Source organism: Bacteroidota bacterium (genome assembly GCA_016714535.1).
In the GTDB taxonomy this organism is placed as follows: Bacteria; Bacteroidota; Bacteroidia; order AKYH767-A; family OLB10; genus JADKFV01.
This window is the reverse complement of sequence record JADKDR010000001.1, coordinates 372,869-395,631: the sequence shown is the minus strand read 5'-3', so window position 1 is coordinate 395,631 and position 22,763 is coordinate 372,869. Positions and strand designations below refer to the sequence as shown.

Below are 22,763 nucleotides of genomic sequence, written 5' to 3'. Positions count from 1 at the left end.
AAAAAGATAATGAAACTGTTGCAGGATATATTGTATAAATCGCCAATGGAAGCAGTGCATGGGGATACCTCCATTCGCATAGCCGATATTGCCGTCAACAGTGCCGATGCAGGTATAGACAAGCTATACGTAGCTATAAAAGGTTACAGCGTTGATGGTCACCATTTTATTGATGATGCTATTGCAAAAGGTTGTCATGCGATTGTTTGCGAAGACATGCCAACAACACTTGTACCGGGTATTACATACGTAAAAGTAAAAGATAGCCGTGCCGCATTTGCATACATCAGCTGTGCCTGGTTTGACAATCCTTCGGAGAAGTTAAAGCTTATAGGGGTAACAGGCACCAATGGCAAAACTACAAGCGTTACCTTGTTGTATAACCTCTTTACTGATGCGGGATTCGATTGCGGTTTAATATCAACTATACATGTACGTATTGGTAGCGAATTGCTCGAAGCAACACATACCACACCTGATGCTTATCATTTAAATCAGTTATTGTTTCGCATGGCCAACAATGGCGTTACGCATTGTTTTATGGAAGTTAGCTCGCATGCAGTTGTTCAACAACGCATTGCATGTATTTGTTTTTCGGGAGCTTTGTTTACTAATATAACACATGATCATCTTGACTTTCATAAAACGTTTGCTGCATACATAGAGGCTAAGAAAGGCTTTTTTGATGCCCTTCCGGCTGATGCTTTCGCCATAACCAATATGGACGATAGAAACGGAATGGTGATGCTGCAAAATTGTAAAGCACGAAAACTTACGTATTCGCTTAAGAGCGACAGCAGATATAAATGCAGGATTGTAGAGTCCAATTTCAATTCGCTTATTCTTAGCTTAGATGGAATTGAAACCATTTGCAAATTGATAGGCAGCTTTAATGCCTATAACATTACCGGAGTTTACGCAGTTGCTATTGAACTAGGTATGGAACCTTTGCAAGCGCTCACCATTTTGAGCAACTTAAATCCGCCCGAAGGACGCTTTCAATCTTTTACCACTGCACAAGGTATTACCGGAATAGTTGATTACGCACACACACCTGATGCATTAGAAAATGTTTTAAAAACCATTAACAACATTGCAGAAGGTAATGAGCATATCATCACCATTATTGGATGTGGTGGTAATCGCGATGCTACTAAGCGACCTGTTATGGCCCGCATTGCTTGCGAACTTAGTGGTCGTGTTATTCTTACTTCCGATAACCCACGCAACGAAGTACCCGAAGATATTATCAAACAAATGGAAGAAGGTGTTAGCTTGAGCATGCGAAAGAAAACACTTTGCTTAACCGATCGCAGAGAAGCTATCAAAGCTGCATGCAGCCATGCAAAAAAAGGAGATATCATCTTACTTGCTGGCAAAGGACATGAAAAATACCAGGAAATTAACGGAGTTAAATATCCGTTTGATGACTTCGAGATATTAAACCTAACCCTTCAACTCTTCCAAAACTAATGCTTTATTATTTTTTTAATTATCTAAATGATAACTGGAATGTACCGGGAACAGGCGTTTTCAGGTATATCTCGTTTCGCACTGCATTGGCAATTATTACATCGTTGGTATTTTCTTTTTTTATAGGCAAAAAACTTATAGGTGTATTGCATCGCAAGCAGGTGGGCGAAACCATTCGCGACCTTGGCTTAGAAGGAGAGAAACAAAAAAAGGGAACTCCCACCATGGGAGGATTAATTATCTTATCAGCCATACTTATACCAACCGTATTGTTTGCAAGGTTAGATAATGTATATATCGTAATCATGATTGTAACAACCATCTGGTGTGGAACCATTGGTTTTATTGATGATTATATCAAGGTGTTTAAGAAGGATAAGGAAGGCCTTGCAGGTAGATTTAAAATAATAGGGCAGGTTGGCTTGGGATTAATAGTTGGTATTACCCTGTATACAAATCAGTATGTGGTGGTGCGTGAAAAAAATACAAGCAGCAATGTTTCTATTTCTATTAATAGCACATTGATAGATGATGTAAGCAAAAGCTCTAACTTGTACAGTGGCACCAATGTTAAATCGACAGCTACCACGTTGCCATTTATAAAAAATCAGGAATTCGATTATGGTTGGATTATAAGTTGGTTTGGAGGCAATGCCAAAAAGTATTCCTGGTTAATATTTATACCAGCCGTTATCATCATCATTACTGCAGTGAGCAATGGAGCAAATATTACCGATGGCATCGATGGACTTGCAACAGGCACATCAGCTATTGTAGGTTCAGTATTAGCTGTATTAGCGTATGTAAGTGGTAACACGGTGTTTGCCAACTACCTTAATATTATGTACCTGCCAAATGTTGGCGAGCTTATGGTCTTTAGCGGTGCATTTGTTGGAGCCTGTGTTGGATTTTTGTGGTACAACTCCTATCCGGCTCAGGTTTTTATGGGCGATACGGGGAGCCTTGCGCTGGGAGGTATTATAGCAGCATTTGCTATCAGTATCCGAAAAGAATTTTTAATACCCATCATGTGCGGAATATTTTTGATAGAAAACCTAAGCGTGATTATACAGGTAAGCTATTTTAAATATACCCGAAAAAAGTATGGCGAAGGACGAAGAGTATTCCTCATGTCGCCATTGCATCATCACTATCAAAAACTCGGCTATCATGAAAGTAAAATCGTCACGCGCTTCTGGATTGTTGGAATCATGTTAGCTGTACTAAGCATAATCACTTTAAAACTAAGATAACACAAATAGTATACGTTGTAAGCAATGAAAGGCAAATTAATTATATTAGGAGCAGGTGAAAGCGGAGTAGGTGCGGCTATTCTGGCAACGCATTTGGGTATGGAGGTGTTTGTGAGTGATAAGGGAACTATTAAACAACCATACAAAATAGAATTACAAAATAGAAATATAGCCTTTGAAGAAGGTGTTCACACCTTCACGAATTTTGAAAATGCTACCGAAGTAATTAAGAGCCCCGGCATTCCCGATAAGTCAGATGTTGTAACCTATTTTACAGCAAAGGGTATTTCTGTTATTAGCGAAATTGAGTTTGCTGCACGCCATACCACTGCAAAAAAGATTTGTATAACAGGTACTAACGGCAAAACGACTACTACGCTGCTCACGTATCATTTGCTTAAAAAAGGAGGGCTTAATGTAGGCCTTGCAGGCAATGTAGGAAAAAGCTTTGCCTGGCAGGTGGCTGAAAATAATTTTGAGTATTATGTACTCGAGTTAAGCAGTTTTCAGATAGATGGTTTAAAAGATTTTAAGGCAGACATTGCTATTCTTCTAAATATTACTCCCGATCATCTTGACCGATACGACTATTCGATGCAAAAATATATAGATGCCAAATTTGGCATTCTCCGAAACATGGATGCTTCAGGAGCATTTGTGTACAATGATGATGATGCTATTATCAAGCAAAATTTATTACGACTAAATCCACCCTGCATGTTTTATCCGTTCTCGCAACTGCGAAGCGATAATGTAAATGCATGGGTTGCCAACCAAGAAATACACGTAAACACTAAATCAAATAAATTCACTATGTCTATCTATGAAATTGCCATACATGGCAAACACAATTTGTACAACAGCATGGCAGCATCAATCCCTGCCTCGTTGTTGGGAATTCGCAACGAAACCATTCGCGAAGCGCTCATGGATTTTAAAAATGTAGAGCATCGTCTCGAATTTGTTGCCAACATTAATGGAGTAGAATACATTAATGATAGCAAAGCTACTAATACTAACAGTGCATGGTATGCACTGGAAAGTATGCATAAACCCGTAATCTGGATTGTGGGTGGAGAAGATAAAGGAAACGACTATAGTGAATTAGAAGAGCTCGTTCGCGAAAAAGTAAAAGCTATCGTTTGCCTTGGAGTTGATAATAAGAAAATTGCAAAAGCCTTTAAAGGCATTGTGACCGACTTTCATGAAACACGCAGCGCAGCAGAGGCAGTGTCTGTGGCTCATGCCATTGCACGCAAAGGCGAAGTAGTTTTGCTTTCACCTGCTTGCGCCAGTTTCGACTTATTCAAAAACTATGAAGATCGCGGCCATCAATTTAAGGCTGCTGTTAAAATGATTTAATCTCTCTACCACTAAATGGAAAACAATTTAATAAATAAGTATCTAAAAGGCGACCGAATGATTTGGCTTGTAGTTGCTATCCTATCGGTGTTTTCCATTTTGGCGGTTTACAGCAGCACAGGCTCGTTAGCATATCGGTTTCAACAAGGAAATACGGAGTACTATGTACTTAAGCATCTGGTAATTTTAGTACTTGGTTTTGTTATCATCTATTTTACGCACAAAATTAATTATATCAATTATGCAAAAATTGCTCGCTTAGGTTTAATTGTGGTGGTGCCTCTTTTGTTTTTTACACTTCTAAGCGGACATAATGTTAATGAAGCAAGCCGATGGTTAAAGCTTCCGGTTATGGGACTAACATTTCAAACATCTGACTTTGCAAAAATCGCCTTGCTTTTATTTCTCTCACGTGCTTTATCAAAGAGGCAGGATCAGCCCATTGAACTAAAAGATTTTATCATTAACATTCTGTTACCTGTTCTTGTTATTTGTGCTTTAATTGTTCCAGCCAATTTTTCTACTGCTGCTGTATTGTTTGTTACCTCACTTACAGTCATGTTTATAGGGCGTATTCCATTTAAGCATATGGCCATGCTGTTTGGTGCAGGAGTTATTTGCCTCGTTTTATTTATTGGCGTTTCTAAGTTGGTAGGCTACGAGGGACGCATAGCCACCTGGATGGAGCGTATCGAAAACTTTAGCGAACCAAAAACGGACGAGATAGATCAATCCACACAAGCAAAAATAGCCATTGCTAAAGGAGGTGCATTTGGGGTAGGTCCCGGCAAGAGTACACAGCGGAATTTTTTACCGCAAGCATTCAACGATTTTATTTTTGCTATTATTTGCGAAGAGTATGGTGTGTGGGGAGCAGCGCTTATCTTATTTATGTATATCATACTTATGTTTAGGGCAGTAAGTTTTGTTCGCAAAAGCCCAAAGGCTTTTGCCTCGCTTCTTGCATTTGGCTGTTGCTTCAGCCTCGTATTTCAGGCCATGATTAATATGGCCGTTGCTACTAATTTGTTTCCGGTTACCGGACAAGCATTACCAATGGTAAGCATGGGTGGAACCTCCATTTGGTTTACCAGCATTGCCATCGGAATCTTATTAAGCATCAGCAAATCGTTTGAGCAGGAAGGAGGGTGACCTTGCCATCGAGTAACATGCGTGTCATCATCAGCGGTGGAGGTACTGGTGGACATATATTTCCGGCTATTGCTATAGCAAATGCGTTACAATCACTTGTCAACGGTGTTGATATACTATTTGTAGGGGCGCTAGGTAAGATGGAGATGGAAAAAGTGCCTGCAGCAGGCTACAAAATTGTTGGGCTACCCATTGCCGGTATTCAACGTTCGTTTACTCTCAAAAATATTTTATTCCCATTTAAATTAATAGGCAGTCTGCTTAAGGCCCGAAAAATAATTTCCGATTTCAACCCAGATGTTGCGGTTGGTGTTGGTGGCTATGCAAGCGGACCCCTGCTTTTTATAGCAACACAAAAGGGCATTAATTGCCTTATTCAGGAGCAAAATTCGTTTCCAGGCATAACCAACAAAATGCTGGCTTCGCGTGTCAGAAAAATATGCGTGGCATACGATGGTATGGAAAAATTTTTTCCGAAGGAAAAAATTCTTTTGCTAGGCAACCCGGTGCGCGAAGAAGTAACTGCCCTGTTGCAACGCAAAGACGAAGCACTTGACTTTTTTAAATTAGAAAAGGGTAAAAAAACCGTATTGGTAGTTGGTGGAAGCTTAGGTGCCCGCACTATTAACCATAGTATAGCAGCATGGTTACAAAACCTACCGGGAGATATTCAGATTATATGGCAAACCGGAAAGTCATATTACAACGAAGGTAAAACAAAGGAAAGTGATACCGTGCGTGTATTGGATTTTATTTATAGAATGGATTATGCTTTTGCTGCGGCCGATGTCATTATCTCCAGAGCAGGTGCAAGCACCATTTCGGAGTTATGTTTAGTTGGTAAGCCTGTTGTGTTGGTGCCTTCGCCTAATGTAGCCGAAGATCATCAAACAAAAAATGCTATGGCTTTAGTAAATAAAAATGCGGCACTATTGGTAACGGATAAAGATGCAGTAGTGCAACTTGGTGATGTTACTGCAACATTATTGTCCAACAAAGTACAACAGGATATGTTGAGTACGAATATTAAAAAACTTGCATTGCCCGGCAGTGCCCGTCAAATAGCAGAAGAAGTAATTAAACTTAGCAAAGTAGCGTGATTGATTTGAATAACATACGGTTTGTTTATTTCCTTGGTATAGGAGGTATTGGTATGAGCGCCCTTGCACGTTACTTCAATACAATGGGTGTACATGTGTATGGTTATGATAAAACACCAACACCATTAACCGCTCAGTTGACTTCCGAAAATATTTCGATAGGATATGAAGATACCATTGAATCGTTACCCGATTTTTTGCAAAGCGAATCTCCGGAACATATATTAGTAGTGTATACTCCTGCTATTCCAATTGATAGCAAGCAATATAATTTTTTAAAGCTCAATCATACACTATATAAGCGTTCGCAGGTGCTGGGGATTATTACCCGCAATTTCAAGACTGTGGCTGTAGCTGGCACGCATGGTAAGACAACTACATCTTCGCTGGTAACTCATCTGCTTATGACCAAAGGGCTTAAGCCATCAGCTTTTTTGGGGGGTATTTCTAAAAATCTTGGCTCAAATTTTATAGCCGGCAATACGCAGAGCAGCGACTCAATTGTTGTAGTAGAGGCTGATGAGTTTGACCGCTCCTTTTTGACGCTACATCCGTACCTGGCTATTATTACAAGTACCGATGCTGATCATCTCGATATTTATGGCAATGCAAATGCATTGCTCGAGAGCTACCAGCAATTTGCAAAGCAAGTTGTACCCGGTGGTAAACTGATATACAAAAAAGGCCTCGATCTGGGCGCGGATGGTCTGTCTTATTCTATTACCGAAAAGGCAGATTGTAACGGTAATAATATACGTATACAGAACAATCAATATGTTTTTGATTATCAATGGGGCGATGTCCTGATAAGGGATATAACTACCGGATTGCCCGGGCGTCACAATGTTGAGAATGCGGTAGCGGCAATTACCATAGCCTTGCTTTTAGGTGCAGGTGTTGATGAGATAAAATATGGTGTGTCAAGTTTTAAGGGCATAAAGCGCAGGTTTGATATTCAAGTTAATACGAATGGCATTACCTACATTGATGACTATGCCCATCACCCCGAAGAGATAAGTGCGTTTCTAAATAGTGTAAAGGAAATGTTCACAGGTAAAAAGATTACAGTTGTGTTTCAACCTCACCTCTACACCCGTACCCGCGATTTTGCCATGGGCTTTGCCAGTAGCTTATCTATTGCAGATACTACTTACTTATTGCCACTATATCCTGCTCGCGAGCTACCTATTGTCGGAGTAAGCAGCAGTTTAATAGGAGACATGATGACCAATAGGGTTCGGTATTGTCATATGAGTGAGTTAATAGATCATCTTAAAGATGAACCAATCGAAGTTTTGCTCACGATAGGTGCAGGTGATATTGATACTTGGTAGAGCCTTTGCACGATTTTATTTCTCAAAAAACAAAAGAGTCAAATGCAAAAGATTAAAAAGTATATACCCTTAGTTGTATGGATACTGGTTGGAGTAACCTGTATTACGTGCCTTGCATTTATTGAGCATGATAGTGCAAAGCTACGCTGCAAAGGCGTTTCAATCGAAATAACTGATGCAGCTTTGCTTTCATTTGTCGAAGAAAATGATATAAAACGAATGGTGAACGAGTCTGCTCATGCGCCACTCGATAAATTGATGAGTGATATTAACACGGCTATGTTAGAAAATATCATCTATACGAATCCATACATCAATAAAGCCGAAGTACTTTCAACGCTTGATGGAAAGGTGGTAATTACTGCTTCGCAACGTGTTCCGATACTGCACATTTCATGTAAAAGCGGTGAGAATTTTTTCTTCGATACGATGGGAGTAGTAATGCCTGTACACAAAAAGTTTGCTGTCAATGTTCTTTGTGCTAATGGAAATATTCCTTGTTTGTCTTCGGGTACCGAATTGCAACCTATGCCCGAAAGCATCATGGACACTGCACGTGAGGCAAGCATACATCAGCAACTATATTATATTGCCCGTTATGTAAGCAACCATCCGTTTTGGAGCGCACAACTAGGTCAGGTGTATGTTACAGAGAATTACGAAATCGAATTAATACCACGTATAGGCGATCATATAATCAAACTAGGCAGTGCAACCCACTTAAAAGAAAAATTAGATAAGCTATTCGTATTTTATAAAAATGGATTGAACAAGAAGGGGTGGACAGACTACGAATCGCTTGATCTTACGTATCAGTCGCAAGTGGTGTGTGTTAAGAAGAAAAAAAGGGAAATACCAACGGATACAGCCACAGTTACTAAACAAACTACCAATAGCATTCAATAGTTTTTTAAACCTTATAAATATATTTTAATAATGAGCGAAGAATTAATAGTAGGACTAGACATAGGCACAACCAAGATTTGTGCTATGGTTGGCCGTAAAAATGAGTTTGGCAAAATTGAGCTAATAGGCAAAGGGCAGGCCGAATCGCATGGAGTGAGCAAGGGCGTAGTAAGCAATATTGACGATACAGTAGAGTCTATTGTGAATGCAGTAAAGCAGGCTTCGGATGCTGCCGATGTTGTGATTAAGGAAGTATATGTGGGCATTGCAGGTCAACATATAAAGAGTTTGCAGCACACCGGTATGCTTATGCGCAAGAATCCCGATGACGAAATTCGTAAGGCAGATATTAAAACCATTGTCGAAGATATGTATCGTCTTGCTATGCAACCTGGCGAAGAAATTATTCATGTTATTCCTCAAGAGTATAATGTAGATAACGACAAGGGCTTGAAAAACCCAGTGGGTATGACTGGTGCGCGCCTTGAAGCCAGTTGTCACATTGTTACAGGATTGATAAGTGCAGCAAAAAATATTCAACGTTGTGTTTCGCGCGCGGGGTTAATACCTGTAGGCTTAATACTAGAGCCATTAGCATCGGCCGATGCCGTACTATCTGCCGAAGAAAAGGAAGCCGGAGTTGTATTAGTTGATATAGGAGGTGGCACTACCGATATTGCAATTTTCCAGGATGGCATTATACGTCATACAGCTGTTATTCCTTTTGGTGGCAACATTATTACCAATGATATTCATGAGGGTTGTAAAATAATTAAGTCGCAGGCCGAAATGGTGAAGGTAAAGTTTGGAAGCGCAATGGCAAGTATGGCAGACGAAATGAAAATTGTTTCGATTCCAGGATTGAATGGACGTGCACCAAAGGAAGTGTCATTAAAAAATCTTGCTAATATTATTCAGGCACGCATGGAAGAAATATTTGAGCAAGTGTATTTTGAAATTAAAAGTTCCGGATGGGAAAAGAAAATTATCCTCGGAGCTGTGCTCACCGGTGGCGGTTCGCAATTGCAACATATACAGCACTTGTTTCAATATGTTACGGGTATGCAATCACGCATTGGTTTGCCCCATCAGCATTTGGGTAAGGATACTAAGGAGATTCAACACCCCATGTATGCAACCGGTGTAGGGCTTGTTATAAAAGGGTTTGCCGAGTCGGCTAGTGGTTTCAATACCAATCAGAATAAGCCAGAAGAAGTGGTGGAGAGTAAGAAGGGTAAGTGGTTTGAAAACTTTTTTAAGAAGCCGATTATCAAAGCCATTTTTGATGATGATGATGATAAAGATTTAAAATAATAAGGCGATAAGTAAAATGCATGTAGTTGCGCATTTAGGAACAGCGGCAAAAGCATCATTCAATTTGTAAAAAGGAAAAATTAAATAAAACGTATATATCTATAGTTAACTGTGCAGTCGAAAAGCTATTCTTTACTGATTAAATTAACTAACTAAATCAAACAAAAAAAATGAATTTTGAAATGACAAACAAAGAACCTTCTATTATTAAGGTAATTGGTGTAGGAGGTGGAGGCAGCAATGCTGTTAATCACATGTGCCGTCAAGGCATTCGGGGTGTTGATTTTATTGTATGCAATACAGATTTGCAAGCCCTTGAGATTAGTCCGGTGCCAATTAAAGTTCAACTTGGACCAACACTTACTGAAGGAAGAGGCGCAGGAAGCATTCCTAACAAAGGTCGCGAAGCAGCCCTCGAAAATGTGGAAGACGTAAGGAAAATTCTTTCAGATGGTACCAAGATGGTATTTATTACTGCAGGTATGGGTGGTGGCACCGGTACAGGCGCTGCACCGGTTATAGCGGGTATTGCCAAGTCCATGGGCATACTTACAGTAGGTATTGTAACCATCCCATTTGTATTTGAAGGAAGGCGTAGAAAAGATCAGGCAACCAATGGCCTCGATGAGTTAAAGCGCAATGTGGATACATTGCTTGTGATAAGCAATGACAGGCTGCGCCAAATTCATGGCGATTTAAAATTGACAAATGCTTTTGGAAAGGCTGATGATATACTTACGATAGCAGCAAAAAACATTGCCGAAATTATTACTGTATCAGGATATATCAATGTTGACTTTGCTGATGTTGAAACGGTGTTGCGTGATAGTGGCGTAGCAATTATGGGACGCGGTATGGCTTCAGGTGCCGACAGAGCACGCCTTGCAGTGGAGCTTGCAATGGATTCACCGCTACTAAACGATCGTGAAATTACAGATGCCAAACATATTTTGCTTAACATAACTTCGGGTAACGAAGAAATTAGCATGGACGAGGTAGGTGAAATTACCGATTTCATTCAGGAGAAGGCTGGAGAAGATACACACCTGATACTTGGTACCGGATACGATGAGGAGTTGGGCGACAATGTTTGTATCACTTTAATAGCAACAGGGTTTAAAACAAGTGATGAAATTATTTCAGCCAAGAATGCTCCTAAGCGTGAAGTAATAAATATGGTAGATGCACCTGCTGCTGCCATATCGCAAACTGTTATAACCAATAATAATAATATTGAGCCGGTAATGATTTCGCAGTTGCAAACAAACGTGCTTCCGGTTAATAAGGTTGAAAGCCCAGCGCACGAAGTATTCAATTTAAATGATGAGATAAAGCCCGAAGCTATTTTTAATGCGGTTGCTGAAACCAACATGATTGTAACCGATATGGAAGGCACGCTTGTAAATGGTCAAAGTATGCAGGAAGAATTAGTCAAAGTTGAAACCGAAGTTCAGAATGAACCATCATTTCAAGAGGAGGTTATTGAGTTGCCTGTAGAACCCGAAGAAGAGTCAAATAGCTTTGTGTTTAATCTAGTTCCGCCTGCGGAAGAGATAAAGCAGGAAGAAATAGTAATAGAAGAAGCACCAAAGCTTGAATTTCTTTTACCTGAAAATAAACAGGAAACAGAAGAGGCACCAAAGGATGATGCCATGGAAGCCACCCGTCAGCGAATAATGAGATTGCGCGAGTTAACCTATAAGTTGCAAAACAATAGCACAAACGATAACAAGGATATACCTGCTTATATACGCAAGAATACCGTCATGCAGAATACTCCACAAAGTAACGAATCAAATGTGGGAAGGCATACCGTGGGGCCGGATGCAAATGGTAATAATGGAGTTAGAGAGAACAACGCATTCTTCCACGATAAGGTGGATTAATAACTGAAGGTTTTGATTTTAAAAGATGGGGCGCGATATTTATCGCGCCTCTTTTTTTTGCTGTACCTTGTTAACAGTGGGTTTCAAGCACAACCGGAGCGAAACACTATTTTTTAAAATATAGTTTGTTTCTTGAAAATATATATTACTTTTGCGCCTCGATAATGCGGGATGGAGCAGTGGTAGCTCGTTGGGCTCATAACCCAAAGGTCGTCAGTTCGAGTCTGGCTCCCGCTACTAAGTAAAAGGCGATAATCATGATTATCGCCTTTTTTAATTTTAAATAAATGCCCGAATTATTTAAATCAGGTTTTGTAAACATAATTGGCAAACCCAATGCTGGCAAATCAACGCTTATTAATCTACTCGTTCAGCAACCCCTATGTGTAGTTAATCCCAAAGCGCAAACCACAAGGCATCGCATTAGAGCAATTATTAATGGCGAAAACTATCAGGTTGTTCTTAGCGATACTCCCGGAATAATGAAACCTGCCAATAAGTTGCACGAGCGCATGTTGCAAAGCGTAGAAGAAGTGTTTGATGACAGCGATGTAATTTTATTCGTACATGATATTCGCGATACCATGTTGGACGATGTCTGGGTGGATAAAATTTCAAAATCAACAGCTGTAAGAATTTTGCTTCTTAATAAAATTGATACCATCGAGCAAGAGCAGCTTGAGAAGGCTATAGAACAATACAAGGCAATGAACTATTGGAACGAGATTTATCCTATAAGTGCATTGCATAATTTTAATACCACTCACCTGATTGATAGCGTTGTAAAACATCTGCCCGAAGGGCCGCGATATTTTGATGACGATCAATTGACTGACCGCAATGAGCGATTTTTTATTACCGAGATTATTCGCGAGCGCATTCTTGCATTATACGATAAAGAAATTCCTTATAGTAGCGAAGTGGCCATAGAGCGGTATAAGGAAGAAAAAAGTATTGTAAAAATATATGCCACTATTTTTGTAATGCGCGAATCGCAAAAGGCCATTATGCTTGGCAATAAGGGACATATGATAAAAAATCTTGGCATTGAATCGCGCAAGCGTATCGAAGAGTTTATACAACAGAAAGTATATCTTGAACTTACCGTAAAAGTAAAAGACAACTGGCGCAATGATGATAATTCGTTAAAGAATTTTGGTTACTAGCATTCGGATTCTATGCGCAGCGCCTTAGTTATTTCATAGGTGTTATAAAGAGAATGATTGGATTTTTCGGACTAAAAATTTTACAATAGCAATTAGAAAAGTTTCGATTACTGATATTGAAGGAAACTAAAATGCAGTTATAGTTAGCCGGTTCATTTTAATGAACCGGCCGTTTTTTTTAATCAAGTTTATATTGGTTTTAGATTAATTAATACCTACAAAACGCTTAGTTAATGCCATTTTGAAAAGTAGTGCAAGTCTAAATGCAGTCTTGTATAAATTCAAAGAAGCTAATTAGAATTACTTCAAAACAGAAAAATTCCCATTCGAAAGCAGCTCATTATTTTCATTCAGGATAGAATAAAAATAAACACCTTTGCTTAGAGGCAAAACAATTTTATTATCATCTAGCGATTCAATGTTTGAATAAACCAAACGGCCGCTTGCATCCACTATTTGCAAATTTCCTATTTGTGTTTTGTTGCAATTTTCTTTGTCAATAGTCAACAACCCAAGTGCATTTTGATAAACTACTCGGAGGTTGTTACAACCTGAATTGTCAGGAATAGAAAAATTGTTTGGTAAGAGAGCAACGTTTAATATTGTTTTTACACCTGTAGTTAAACTGATGTTGGTTGCGGTATAGGTTTGATATCCGGGATAAGAAAATTCCACATCATAAAGTCCTGCATCGGCAACTCCTGTTTTATAATCACCTGTAAGGTTGGTGCTATCAAGTTTAGCTAGAGATTTAATAAAGACTTTGGCATTAAGCAAAGAGATTCCGGTTAAAGAATCTTTTACATTACCTTCGAGATAACAAGCGCGAACATAATTTACATCAAAAACAAAAAAACCTGTACTCATGTTAGTGGCAATCACAACACCCGATGGCAGGTAAGGATCGGCATCCCAACTAAGTGCACCACCACCCATGGGGAAGTGTGCAGTTTCAACCAGGTTGTCGGGATATTGTGCATCAACAATACTAATGTGCGATGCATAATTTGCATTCACAAGAAAATCGTTTAGCACACGTACGTTATGCACTTCGCCTACAGGTGCAGTTTCCGAAAGATAGGTGTCGAGCAATTTGATGTTTTGTAAATCGCTTACATCATAAGCAGCTAGCGGTGCACTGGGCTTTTCATCGGTTGTAAAAAATACATTGCCTGCATTGTTAAACCAGCCATTATGATTAAACAGCGAAGGGGTGAGCTGCGACTGCAGCAATACCGGGTTTGCCTTATTAGTAATATCAATGGCGCTAAACTGACCAGCCCAAATTTCGCTGCTCCAGATGGTGTCATTTTTTAAAATACAATCATGCACATAGAAATTGGAATATGAACTCACATACTCAGGATTCCACGGGTCGTTAAGGCCGCAAATTAAAATACCGCCCCCAAACAATTGAGAGCCGCTAATGTAGAGGTAGCCGTTGTCAACGGTTACCGTATGTGCCCGCGTAAGTTGATTGGCTATTGCCCCATCACCTTTGTAAAATTTGTATGTCACCGGTCCGGGCAGGTTGCTCAAGTCAATTATCTGAATACCATTTAATACCCCGGTAGTATCATAACCCTCGGTAGATACATACGCATACTTGCCCCATACTTTTACCTCTCGCCATATGGATGGCGTTCCCGGTGTAGAATCAACAATGATTGGATTGGCAGGGTTGGCCATATCAATAATGCTAACCCCATGGTAAGTGCCAACAATGGCAAATTCATGTCCCGTAGAGTCCACATAATGCCAGCAACCCGCAAGCTGATAGCCGTAGTTGATATTGGCAAGTTGGGTGATGTTTTTTTGTGAATGCGCAATTGTGCTGCAAAGAATTAATCCGATTAGGTAAAAAATCTTTTTCATGATAATTAAATTATTAGTGGAACAAAGTTACTACTTAGATTAATGATTAACTATTAGTTTCTTTAAGTATAAGCCTGAATTTGTCAATACCTTGCAATAATAGAATCCTGGAATTTGTGGTTTAGCAAGCTCTATACGTTTTGTGGGCGTAGTAATTATTTCGGAGGAAATTAATTTAGGTGATACATCATATAGCAACACCGATTGGATGTTTTCATTGGCGCTGGAGGTTTCGATAAGCACCAAATTATCTGATACGTAGCAATTGATGTATGCGCCATCCATTTCGGCAAAGCCTACATTGCTCGAATAAGAGGCCGAGGTAGCGTTGCACTCATTGCTGTCAGTAATAGTTACATAGTACTGTCCTGCTTGTAAGGGGTAATAATAGCCGGTGGTGGCCAACACTGTATTTGGGTTATTTACATTATACCAATTGTACGTAACATTAGTTGCGAGGCAATAGATGGTATCGTTGCTCATAGTTAACGAAGGTGGTGTAGGCGAGGCGAACTCATTAATAAACCCTGAAAACAGAATGGTATCGCATCCGGCTCCATTGCAGGCAATTAATTGAACATCGAAACTCCCGTAGTTGCTGTAATAAATCCCAGCCGGGTTTTGGTCAGTAGAGGTGTTTGGAATGGCTCCGGTAAAAGTCCATTGCCACGAAGTGGGATTATTGATTGAAAGATCAAAAAAGTCGATGGCTTTTTTTTCGCAAAAGTTAGTATCGGAACATGCAAGGTTTGCAATAACACCTGAGCATGGCATGTAACTGATTTCGATGGTATCGGTATTGGCACATCCCGATTGCGACACGGTTACAATATACGTCCCCGAAGCATTTGCATTCCAGGTTGCATTGGTGCTTCCCGTGTTCCACAAGTAATTGCCCGAAATGCCGGGGCTGAGCAAAATAGATTGCCCCAGACAAAGCATGGTGTCGTTGCCTAAATTAAATTGTGGTTGATTAACAATTGTAACCGGATAAATTACCGTATCGGCATAAGGAGGAAAGGGAACAACCGTTATCAACTGTACATTGTAGTTTCCGGGTGCCGAAAAAACATGGGTAGCAAAAGCATCAAAGGCACTATTAAGTGGACCGGTGGAAGGGTCGTCAAAATTCCATCCAAACGATATAAAACTTGTTGAGTCTAAAACAATAAATTCAGTTGTATCACCATAACAGGTTTTGGAAATAAGAGCACAAGTTGTACTTACCGAAACGGCATCGAGAAAATTTCCTACCGTTGCACCACCCGCTGCATAGGTAGGTGTAAACATCACTCTGAAGTTGGTTCCATTATTTGGTATGGTATAGGTTACTGAGTAATACCCCCAACTTGTTGTACCATCGGCAACTTTAATTACTTGAGTATAGGGGCCGCCTACCGGTCCTACTTTAACAACCATAGTGTCAATGCCCGAACGGCCACGGTGCGCAAATGAAATAGTCAGTTTACTTCCCGGCAATACCGTAATATCTTGCCATGCAGATGAATAAGTGCTACCATTCAATTCAAGAAAACACTGCCCATCATATGAAGGTACACCAACATATCCAGTGCCCCAAATCTCGAAAACCTGACTTGGGTCGTCAGTATGCCAACACGGTACCTGACTGGCAGTAGCATAAAATATCGTGTTGGGTGCAGCCAAGTTAAGGCTGTCAAAATCGCCATTACAAAACAATTCGCAACTTTGAGACTTCAGCATCCCTATGTTTAATGTAACTAATAATATCAGTGCAGATATTTGCTTTTTCATCAAGTCAGGTATTTGTTTTTGGAAATTTATAAGCAAAGGAAAAAAAAGTCCCCCAATTTCATAGCCCAAGGTCAATTTATATCATTCGAAAAGGGTTAGGCTTCTAGTTAGCAGCTATCTGGCCGGTTTTGAATTCTGATTTTTTCATTAATTATTATCGTAAAGTAAACTGAGGTATTATCTTTGCGATTCGAAAACTTCTTTTCAAAATAAAATAAGAATATGAAAAATGTAGTTCTGTCATTGGTTGCTATGGTTATTTTAACCTCAACCGTTACTTGTGTAAATAGTCAGCAACAAAAGACAAAAGTTGCACAAGGGGTACAGGTGGGAAATGAAGCCATCGACCTTACTTTTAATAGTCCTGAAGGAAAAGCAATCAAGCTTTCTAGTTTGAGAGGCAAAGTCGTTTTGCTCGACTTTTGGGCATCGTGGTGCGGCCCTTGTCGCAAAGAGAATCCCCATGTTGTGGAGGCTTACAACAAATATAAAGATGTTAAGTTCAATAAAAATGCTAAGGGCTTTACCGTGTATAGCGTATCGCTAGATCAAAACAAGGATAAATGGACTCAGGCAATATCGGCAGATGGACTGGTGTGGCCATATCATGTTAGTGACCTGGGCGGTTGGTATTCGAAAGCAGCCGAAACCTATGGGGTAAATTCCATTCCTACCAATTGGCTAATAAACGAAAAGGGCATTATTGTAGGAATAGGCCTTCGCGGACAGGCATTGACAGATGCACTTGAAAAACTCAAGACAGCTAAATAATTTAACAATCAGGGGCAATAGTATTTAATAACCGGTTGGTTTAGTAGATAAATCAGCCGGTTTTTTTGTGTGACAATTTGACCATAATTTGCCGATGGCAAAATATTTGAATCAGGCCAGCAAAAGCAAAAAAAACAGGAGTACGCAGCTATTGCTGTTGCATCATTGGGCTTTTTTAAAAAAAAGAGCCCCTAAACATTTCTAATAATCAACAACTTGTTTAATATTTTTAAAAATAAAGAAAAGGCAAAAATGGAAGATAATAAGACGCAAGAACCCATAGAGCACACAAAAAATGATGAAAATACCGAGGGACTGCCTATGCACGAGCAGGATGAAGACATTATTGGTCAGATAGAAACCGAACAAGAGGAACTGGCAGAAGCAAGACAGCAAGCCGGTGAAATGCGCGATCGATTTTAAGACTCAATGCAGAGTTTGATAATTACAAAAAGCGCACATTAAAAGAACGGATGGAACTGCTCGCAACAGCTTCAAGCGATATGATGGTTGCTATGTTGCCGGTGATGGATGATTTTGAAAGAGCTATAAAAGCAATTTCGGTAAGTGATGATAAAAGTGCTCTGGATGGAATACATCTCATTTATAATAAACTGAAATCGATACTTGATAACAAAGGGCTTGAGGCTATGAACTGCACAGGCACCGTATTTGATGCCGAGTTGCACGAGGCCATTACAACGATGCCCACAGCTGATGAGGCAAAAAAGAATACCGTAATTGAAGAAGTAGAAAAGGGTTATTTATTAAAAGGAAAAGTTATCCGACATGCCAAAGTGGTAGTGGGCGGTTAATTATGTAAGGAAAGAAAATGTCAAAACGCGATTATTACGAAATACTGGGTGTAAGCAAAAGTGCTTCGGAAGCAGAGTTGAAAAAAGCTTACCGACAGTTAGCAATCAAATTTCATCCCGATAAAAATCCTGGCGATAAAGCAGCCGAAGAAAAATTTAAGGAAGCAGCCGAGGCTTACGAAGTACTTAGCAACCCCGAAAAAAAGCAACGCTACGATCAATTTGGACATGCCGGAGTAGGTGGGGCTGCAGGTGGTGGTGGCAATGGCTTTGGTGGCGGCATGAGCATGGATGATATCTTCGAGCATTTTGGCAGCGTATTCGAAGGGTCGGGATTTGATGGATTTTTTGGTGGCAACCGCAGGCAGCAGCGAGGACAGGGCCGCAAGGGCAGTAACTTGCGCATAAAGGTTGCACTTACGCTGGAAGAAGTTGCTAATGGATGTGAGAAAAAAATAAAAGTGCATAAGCAGGCGCGTTGTACTTCATGCAGTGGCTCAGGAGCGCAGGGCAGCAGCGGCTTTAATTCGTGCAGTACCTGTCAGGGACGTGGGCAGGTAAACCGTATAAGCAACACCATTTTTGGTCAGATGCAAACTGCTACCATTTGCCCTACATGCGAAGGCGAAGGGCAGATTATTACTAATAAATGCAAAACTTGCTACGGTAGCGGCACTCGCCCTGCCGAAGAAACCATCAGCATTAATATTCCGGCAGGTGTTGCCGAAGGTATGCAGCTCAATGTTTCAGGAAAGGGCAATGCTGGCGAACGTGGCGGCATGGCAGGCGACCTCTATGTGCTTATTGAAGAAGTGGAACACGCACATCTTAAACGCGATAATCATAACCTCATTTACGATTTATACATCAGCATAACCGATGCTGCACTTGGTGTACAACTCGAAGTACCTACCATTACCGGAAAGGCACGCATAAAAATTGAGCCGGGCACACAGGCCGGTAAAGTACTGCGCCTTAAAGGCAAGGGAATGCCGGTAGTTAACAGCTATCAGCATGGTGACCAGCTTATTAATGTGAATGTGTGGACACCACAAAGCCTAACAAGCGAAGAGCGTAAAATTATGGAGAAACTTGGACAGTCGGAAAACTTTAAACCCAAACCCGGCAAGAATGAAAAAGGATTTTTCGATCGTATGAAAGAGTACTTTCAACAGTAATCCTTCCATTAAGTCTTCAAACATATAACGTTACCGTTAGCTTCATTTCAGGTATCTTATTAAAGTACTCTTTGAAAAAAATCAGACATCATCCTTGCATGTTGGTGTAAACTATGTTCATATATTATCAATAGTTTGATAAAACAATGGTGCTTGTAAAAGATGGAATAAAATTCTAACTAACCGATTTATTGACCAGGTGATTTTTACTGCCCGGTAAGGTAAGTTAGTAAGGGGAATACAAGTGACTTCCTTTTATCAATTTGTATAGGTTTTTTTAAAGTTAATTTTATATTTGCCTAAAATTAATTTTACACGGATGACCAAGCATACCGCCCTTTTTATAGGTATCTTATTACTCATTACTGTTTGTATTAATGCAACCTATGTGAGCGCACAAAAAAATCGGCCAGTAATAGATTCGTTACTTGCCTTTAACACAAAGCCAATGCATGATACCTCGAAGGTAATTTGCAACTGCAAGCTTAGTGATGCTTATAAACTATATAAGGCAGACTCTGGCATGTATTATTTAAATATTTGTGATAGTATAGCTCAAAAAGTCAACTATAATAAGGGTCGAATGATGGCATTAACTTATTATGCACTGTTTACTCTTGACAAGTCCGATTACAAAAAAGCGCAACTGTATTTAGATACTTTGCATAGACTGATGCTTAATAACCATGATTCTACTTATTATGTAAGCTATGCAAATAGTAGCGGTATTTGCTATAATAGGTTAGGCAATTATAATGCAGCTCTTGACATGTACATTAAGGCAATTAAATATAGCGAAGCGCATCACGAATTTGCTAGGATTCCTGCCATGCAAATAAACATTGGCACCATATATCGCAGGCAATTAAATGATTATAAAATGGCATTGGCATATTTCGAGAAAGCGCGCACAAACTTACTAACGTATCCTGATGAACAATTATCATGGAACTTGAATTCTGCTTTTGGCTCTATCTATTTGGAACAATATAAAATTGATAGTGCTGTTTATATATATAAAATGAATGTTGATATTTCATTAAAACGGCAAAATAAAGAGCAAATAATTATTGGATACCTAAACATAGCTAATGCATTCAAAACAAGTAGAGTATATGACTCCACTTTTTATTATGCTCAAGAGGCATTGCATATCTCGAAAAATGAAAAACCTACAACATGGCATGCACGGGGGTTGCATTTATATGCTGAGGCTACCGCTCATCTCGGCAATACGGATACAGCTATTAAATGTTGTGCTGAGGCAATACAAATTTCAAAAAATGTAGGAGATGTGCAACGGCTATTGGCAGCATACAAAAGCATGGTAATTATTTGTAAATTGCATAAAGACTTTGAATCGGCATTAAGTTACAATGATTCCCTTGTGCATATTAATGATTCTATAAATTCCAACAGTGTTGCTCAGAACTTAAATGAATTAAATTTAAAATATGAAACAGAAATAAAAGATGCAACAATTAAACAATTTGAAACAGCAAAAAAAATATCGAAACTTGAGTTAGAAAAACAAGAAGCCATTATAGCGGGTAATTATAAAGAGGCACAACAAAAAGAAACTGAAATTAGTTTGCTAAAACAAACCAGTGAACTCGGTGAGCTAAGAATAATACAACAACAAAATGATCTGCAACAAAAATCATTACAGACCATAGCACAAGAGCAGCAATTGCAAATAGCTGCGCAACAAGCTCAAATTGATGAACGCCAAATTCTAAATCAAAAATTAATACAGACGGGTATCATTGCAGCATTTATAAGTGCACTGGTATTTGGCTTTGTATTTTTTAATCGTTATCAATTAAAGAAAAAACTGGAGCAGCAACAGCTACTTGAAAAGGAACGCACACGTATTTCGAGCGACTTGCACGATGAGCTAGGCAGCGGCCTTACAGCCATTGCCATGATGAGCAACAACCCACGCACATCCGGCAACAATATGAATGATATAAGTGGCACAGCTAATACGCTTATAGATAATATGCGCGAGATGGTATGGGCCTTGAATACAAAAAATGACACACTTGAAAATTTGATTAGCTACATACATGAGTATGCGCAACAAACCATACAGCATTCATCTGTAAAATTAAATATGCAATTGCCAGCAACTATAGCTGATAAAAAACTAACAGGAGAAGTACGTAGAAATATACTGTTGACGGTAAAAGAGGTAATTAACAACGCTTTAAAATATTCAGATGCAACGGAGCTTAATCTAAAAATAATGTTGCAGCAAAATCAATTACAAATTAATATTGCAGATAATGGAAAAGGGTTTGACATGAGCAACGTAAGAAAAAATGGAAGCGGCCTCAAAAATATACAAGAGCGAATGAAAGAAATAGGAGGTAGTGCACAAATAATTACAAAACAAGGGAATGGAACTGATGTTAAATTACAAATTGAATTAAAGTAAAGATTAACACGAAAGTTGTATTGCTTATCAAATTGCCGGTAAATATTTTTGCATCACATTAATTTAAACTAAAATGGACGATATACGTGTTGCAATAGTAGAAGATACTGATTTAATTAGAAAATCTCTGATTGATATCGTAAATCATGCCTTTGGATTTAAACTAATAGCAGCTTATGAAAATGCAGAGGACGCAGTTGACAACCTAACAACGCAAAATGTAGATGTGGTGCTAATGGATATTAATTTACCTGGTATGAATGGCATAGAATGTATTCAAAAACTAGTTAAGCTAAATTACAAAACCCAGTACCTCATGTGTACAGTATATGAGGATGATGAAAAAGTGTTTGATGCATTGCAAGCTGGAGCACACGGCTATATACTAAAAAAGACACCACCTCAAGAACTACTAGAAGCAATAAGCCAACTGCATGCAGGTGGCTCCCCCATGAGCAGTCAGATAGCACGTAAAGTTGTTGGTTCATTTTCGCAACCCAAAAAAACAAAGTCAGGAAACACAGAAATGCTAACCGACCGCGAGCACGAAATATTAGACTTGCTTGCAAAAGGATATCGATACAAAGAGATTGCAGAAAAATCTTTTATCAGTATAGAAACAGTACGCAGGCATGTACATAACATATATCAAAAACTGCATGTAAACACACGTACCGAAGCACTAAATAAAGTAAACAAATTCTTTTTCTTTTAGGTATAAAGTTGTTTTCGTAAGTCCCAAAAACTATCACGCATAAAAAGGCCTCTAAAAATTTGCAAAGGCAATAATCAATTGTATTGCTATGTTATTTTTTGTCCTTTAACCCTGAATTTTTTTTTGAGCAGTCACTGAGCACCTTAGCTATGAGGTGCTTGTTTGCATAAAGGCAGTCTAATTTATTAAAACGGCAACTATATAAGTCGCTTTTGCAGGTTACGAAATTATCACAAAGTTGATTTGCCAT

18 protein-coding genes and 1 tRNA gene are annotated in these 22,763 nt (G+C 39.3%); 17 read left to right on the top strand and 2 right to left on the bottom strand.

Translation table 11 applies throughout. The features are described 5' to 3' along the window. The first annotated feature begins 9 nt into the window (after window positions 1-9). From IPO27_01650 to era, 11 genes are all read left to right on the top strand, one after another. Entirely contained in the window at window positions 10-1,473 is a 1,464-nt protein-coding gene (locus IPO27_01650) for a UDP-N-acetylmuramoyl-L-alanyl-D-glutamate--2,6-diaminopimelate ligase (protein MBK8845309.1), read from the top strand. Further along, window positions 1,473-2,726, top strand: a complete 1,254-nt coding sequence (locus IPO27_01645; GenBank protein ID MBK8845308.1) for a phospho-N-acetylmuramoyl-pentapeptide-transferase — start codon at window positions 1,473-1,475, stop codon at window positions 2,724-2,726. Before IPO27_01650 ends, IPO27_01645 begins: the two co-directional genes overlap by 1 nt. A 24-nt stretch (window positions 2,727-2,750) precedes the next feature. Then, the gene (murD, locus tag IPO27_01640) at window positions 2,751-4,088 is read left to right on the top strand and encodes a UDP-N-acetylmuramoyl-L-alanine--D-glutamate ligase (GenBank protein MBK8845307.1); all 1,338 of its coding nucleotides are present in this window, start codon (window positions 2,751-2,753) and stop codon (window positions 4,086-4,088) included. Window positions 4,089-4,103: 15 nt separating this feature from the next. Continuing rightward, window positions 4,104-5,240, top strand: a complete 1,137-nt coding sequence (locus IPO27_01635) for an FtsW/RodA/SpoVE family cell cycle protein (protein MBK8845306.1) — start codon at window positions 4,104-4,106, stop codon at window positions 5,238-5,240. A 17-nt stretch (window positions 5,241-5,257) separates the two neighbouring features. Beyond that, the gene (murG, locus tag IPO27_01630; protein ID MBK8845305.1) at window positions 5,258-6,340 is read left to right on the top strand and encodes an undecaprenyldiphospho-muramoylpentapeptide beta-N-acetylglucosaminyltransferase; all 1,083 of its coding nucleotides are present in this window, start codon (window positions 5,258-5,260) and stop codon (window positions 6,338-6,340) included. Further along, a complete protein-coding gene (locus tag IPO27_01625; GenBank protein ID MBK8845304.1) occupies window positions 6,340-7,674 on the top strand; it encodes a UDP-N-acetylmuramate--L-alanine ligase in 1,335 nt (444 codons plus the stop codon). Before murG ends, IPO27_01625 begins: the two co-directional genes overlap by 1 nt. A gap of 42 nt (window positions 7,675-7,716) precedes the next feature. After that, a complete protein-coding gene (locus IPO27_01620) occupies window positions 7,717-8,580 on the top strand; it encodes a hypothetical protein (protein MBK8845303.1) in 864 nt (287 codons plus the stop codon). Between the two features lie 30 nt (window positions 8,581-8,610). Beyond that, window positions 8,611-9,894 (top strand): cell division protein FtsA, encoded by a 1,284-nt coding sequence (ftsA, locus tag IPO27_01615; GenBank protein MBK8845302.1) that lies wholly within the window; start codon window positions 8,611-8,613, stop codon window positions 9,892-9,894. A 170-nt stretch (window positions 9,895-10,064) separates the two neighbouring features. Continuing rightward, window positions 10,065-11,780 carry a cell division protein FtsZ gene (gene ftsZ, locus IPO27_01610; protein ID MBK8845301.1) on the top strand — a complete coding sequence of 572 codons (1,716 nt, stop codon included), beginning with the start codon at window positions 10,065-10,067 and terminating at the stop codon, window positions 11,778-11,780. A 165-nt stretch (window positions 11,781-11,945) separates the two neighbouring features. Continuing rightward, window positions 11,946-12,017 (top strand) — tRNA-Met (locus IPO27_01605). 50 nt (window positions 12,018-12,067) lie between these two features. After that, complete coding sequence (gene era / locus IPO27_01600; protein MBK8845300.1) at window positions 12,068-12,946, top strand: GTPase Era; 879 nt, start codon at window positions 12,068-12,070, stop codon at window positions 12,944-12,946. Window positions 12,947-13,246: 300 nt separating this feature from the next. Here the strand turns inward: era and IPO27_01595 are convergent, their stop codons facing one another. Continuing rightward, complete coding sequence (locus IPO27_01595) at window positions 13,247-14,821, bottom strand: choice-of-anchor B family protein (GenBank protein MBK8845299.1); 1,575 nt, start codon at window positions 14,819-14,821, stop codon at window positions 13,247-13,249. Between the two features lie 39 nt (window positions 14,822-14,860). Further along, window positions 14,861-16,594, bottom strand: a complete 1,734-nt coding sequence (locus IPO27_01590) for a carbohydrate binding domain-containing protein (GenBank protein ID MBK8845298.1) — start codon at window positions 16,592-16,594, stop codon at window positions 14,861-14,863. Between the two features lie 222 nt (window positions 16,595-16,816). On the opposite strand from IPO27_01590, the gene IPO27_01585 reads away from it, so the two are divergent. From IPO27_01585 to IPO27_01560, 6 genes are all read left to right on the top strand, one after another. Then, window positions 16,817-17,365: a TlpA family protein disulfide reductase gene (locus IPO27_01585; protein MBK8845297.1), complete on the top strand. Its 549-nt coding sequence runs from the start codon at window positions 16,817-16,819 to the stop codon at window positions 17,363-17,365. A 216-nt stretch (window positions 17,366-17,581) separates the two neighbouring features. Next, window positions 17,582-17,788 (top strand): hypothetical protein, encoded by a 207-nt coding sequence (locus IPO27_01580; GenBank protein MBK8845296.1) that lies wholly within the window; start codon window positions 17,582-17,584, stop codon window positions 17,786-17,788. Next, entirely contained in the window at window positions 17,782-18,180 is a 399-nt protein-coding gene (locus IPO27_01575) for a nucleotide exchange factor GrpE (GenBank protein MBK8845295.1), read from the top strand. Before IPO27_01580 ends, IPO27_01575 begins: the two co-directional genes overlap by 7 nt. Window positions 18,181-18,197: 17 nt before the next feature. Beyond that, window positions 18,198-19,358, top strand: a complete 1,161-nt coding sequence (dnaJ, locus tag IPO27_01570) for a molecular chaperone DnaJ (GenBank protein MBK8845294.1) — start codon at window positions 18,198-18,200, stop codon at window positions 19,356-19,358. A 319-nt stretch (window positions 19,359-19,677) separates the two neighbouring features. Beyond that, window positions 19,678-21,798, top strand: coding sequence for a tetratricopeptide repeat protein (locus IPO27_01565; protein MBK8845293.1), 2,121 nt, complete (start codon window positions 19,678-19,680; stop codon window positions 21,796-21,798). Window positions 21,799-21,871: 73 nt separating this feature from the next. Continuing rightward, window positions 21,872-22,513 carry a response regulator transcription factor gene (locus tag IPO27_01560; protein ID MBK8845292.1) on the top strand — a complete coding sequence of 214 codons (642 nt, stop codon included), beginning with the start codon at window positions 21,872-21,874 and terminating at the stop codon, window positions 22,511-22,513. The last annotated feature ends 250 nt before the right edge of the window (window positions 22,514-22,763 follow it).

Excerpts from the sequence above, each read along its gene's own strand:
- ftsZ (MBK8845301.1), top strand. The coding sequence starts at position 10,065 with ATGAATTTTGAAATGACAAACAAAGAACCTTCTATTATTAAGGTAATT.
- era (MBK8845300.1), top strand. The coding sequence starts at position 12,068 with ATGCCCGAATTATTTAAATCAGGTTTTGTAAACATAATTGGCAAACCC.
- IPO27_01620 (MBK8845303.1), top strand. The coding sequence starts at position 7,717 with ATGCAAAAGATTAAAAAGTATATACCCTTAGTTGTATGGATACTGGTT.
- IPO27_01650 (MBK8845309.1), top strand. The coding sequence starts at position 10 with ATGAAACTGTTGCAGGATATATTGTATAAATCGCCAATGGAAGCAGTG.
- murG (MBK8845305.1), top strand. The coding sequence starts at position 5,258 with ATGCGTGTCATCATCAGCGGTGGAGGTACTGGTGGACATATATTTCCG.
- murD (MBK8845307.1), top strand. The coding sequence starts at position 2,751 with ATGAAAGGCAAATTAATTATATTAGGAGCAGGTGAAAGCGGAGTAGGT.
- IPO27_01560 (MBK8845292.1), top strand. The coding sequence starts at position 21,872 with ATGGACGATATACGTGTTGCAATAGTAGAAGATACTGATTTAATTAGA.
- IPO27_01635 (MBK8845306.1), top strand. The coding sequence starts at position 4,104 with ATGGAAAACAATTTAATAAATAAGTATCTAAAAGGCGACCGAATGATT.
- IPO27_01590 (MBK8845298.1), bottom strand. The coding sequence starts at position 16,594 with ATGAAAAAGCAAATATCTGCACTGATATTATTAGTTACATTAAACATA.
- dnaJ (MBK8845294.1), top strand. The coding sequence starts at position 18,198 with ATGTCAAAACGCGATTATTACGAAATACTGGGTGTAAGCAAAAGTGCT.
- ftsA (MBK8845302.1), top strand. The coding sequence starts at position 8,611 with ATGAGCGAAGAATTAATAGTAGGACTAGACATAGGCACAACCAAGATT.
- IPO27_01565 (MBK8845293.1), top strand. The coding sequence starts at position 19,678 with ATGACCAAGCATACCGCCCTTTTTATAGGTATCTTATTACTCATTACT.
- IPO27_01645 (MBK8845308.1), top strand. The coding sequence starts at position 1,473 with ATGCTTTATTATTTTTTTAATTATCTAAATGATAACTGGAATGTACCG.
- IPO27_01585 (MBK8845297.1), top strand. The coding sequence starts at position 16,817 with ATGAAAAATGTAGTTCTGTCATTGGTTGCTATGGTTATTTTAACCTCA.
- IPO27_01595 (MBK8845299.1), bottom strand. The coding sequence starts at position 14,821 with ATGAAAAAGATTTTTTACCTAATCGGATTAATTCTTTGCAGCACAATT.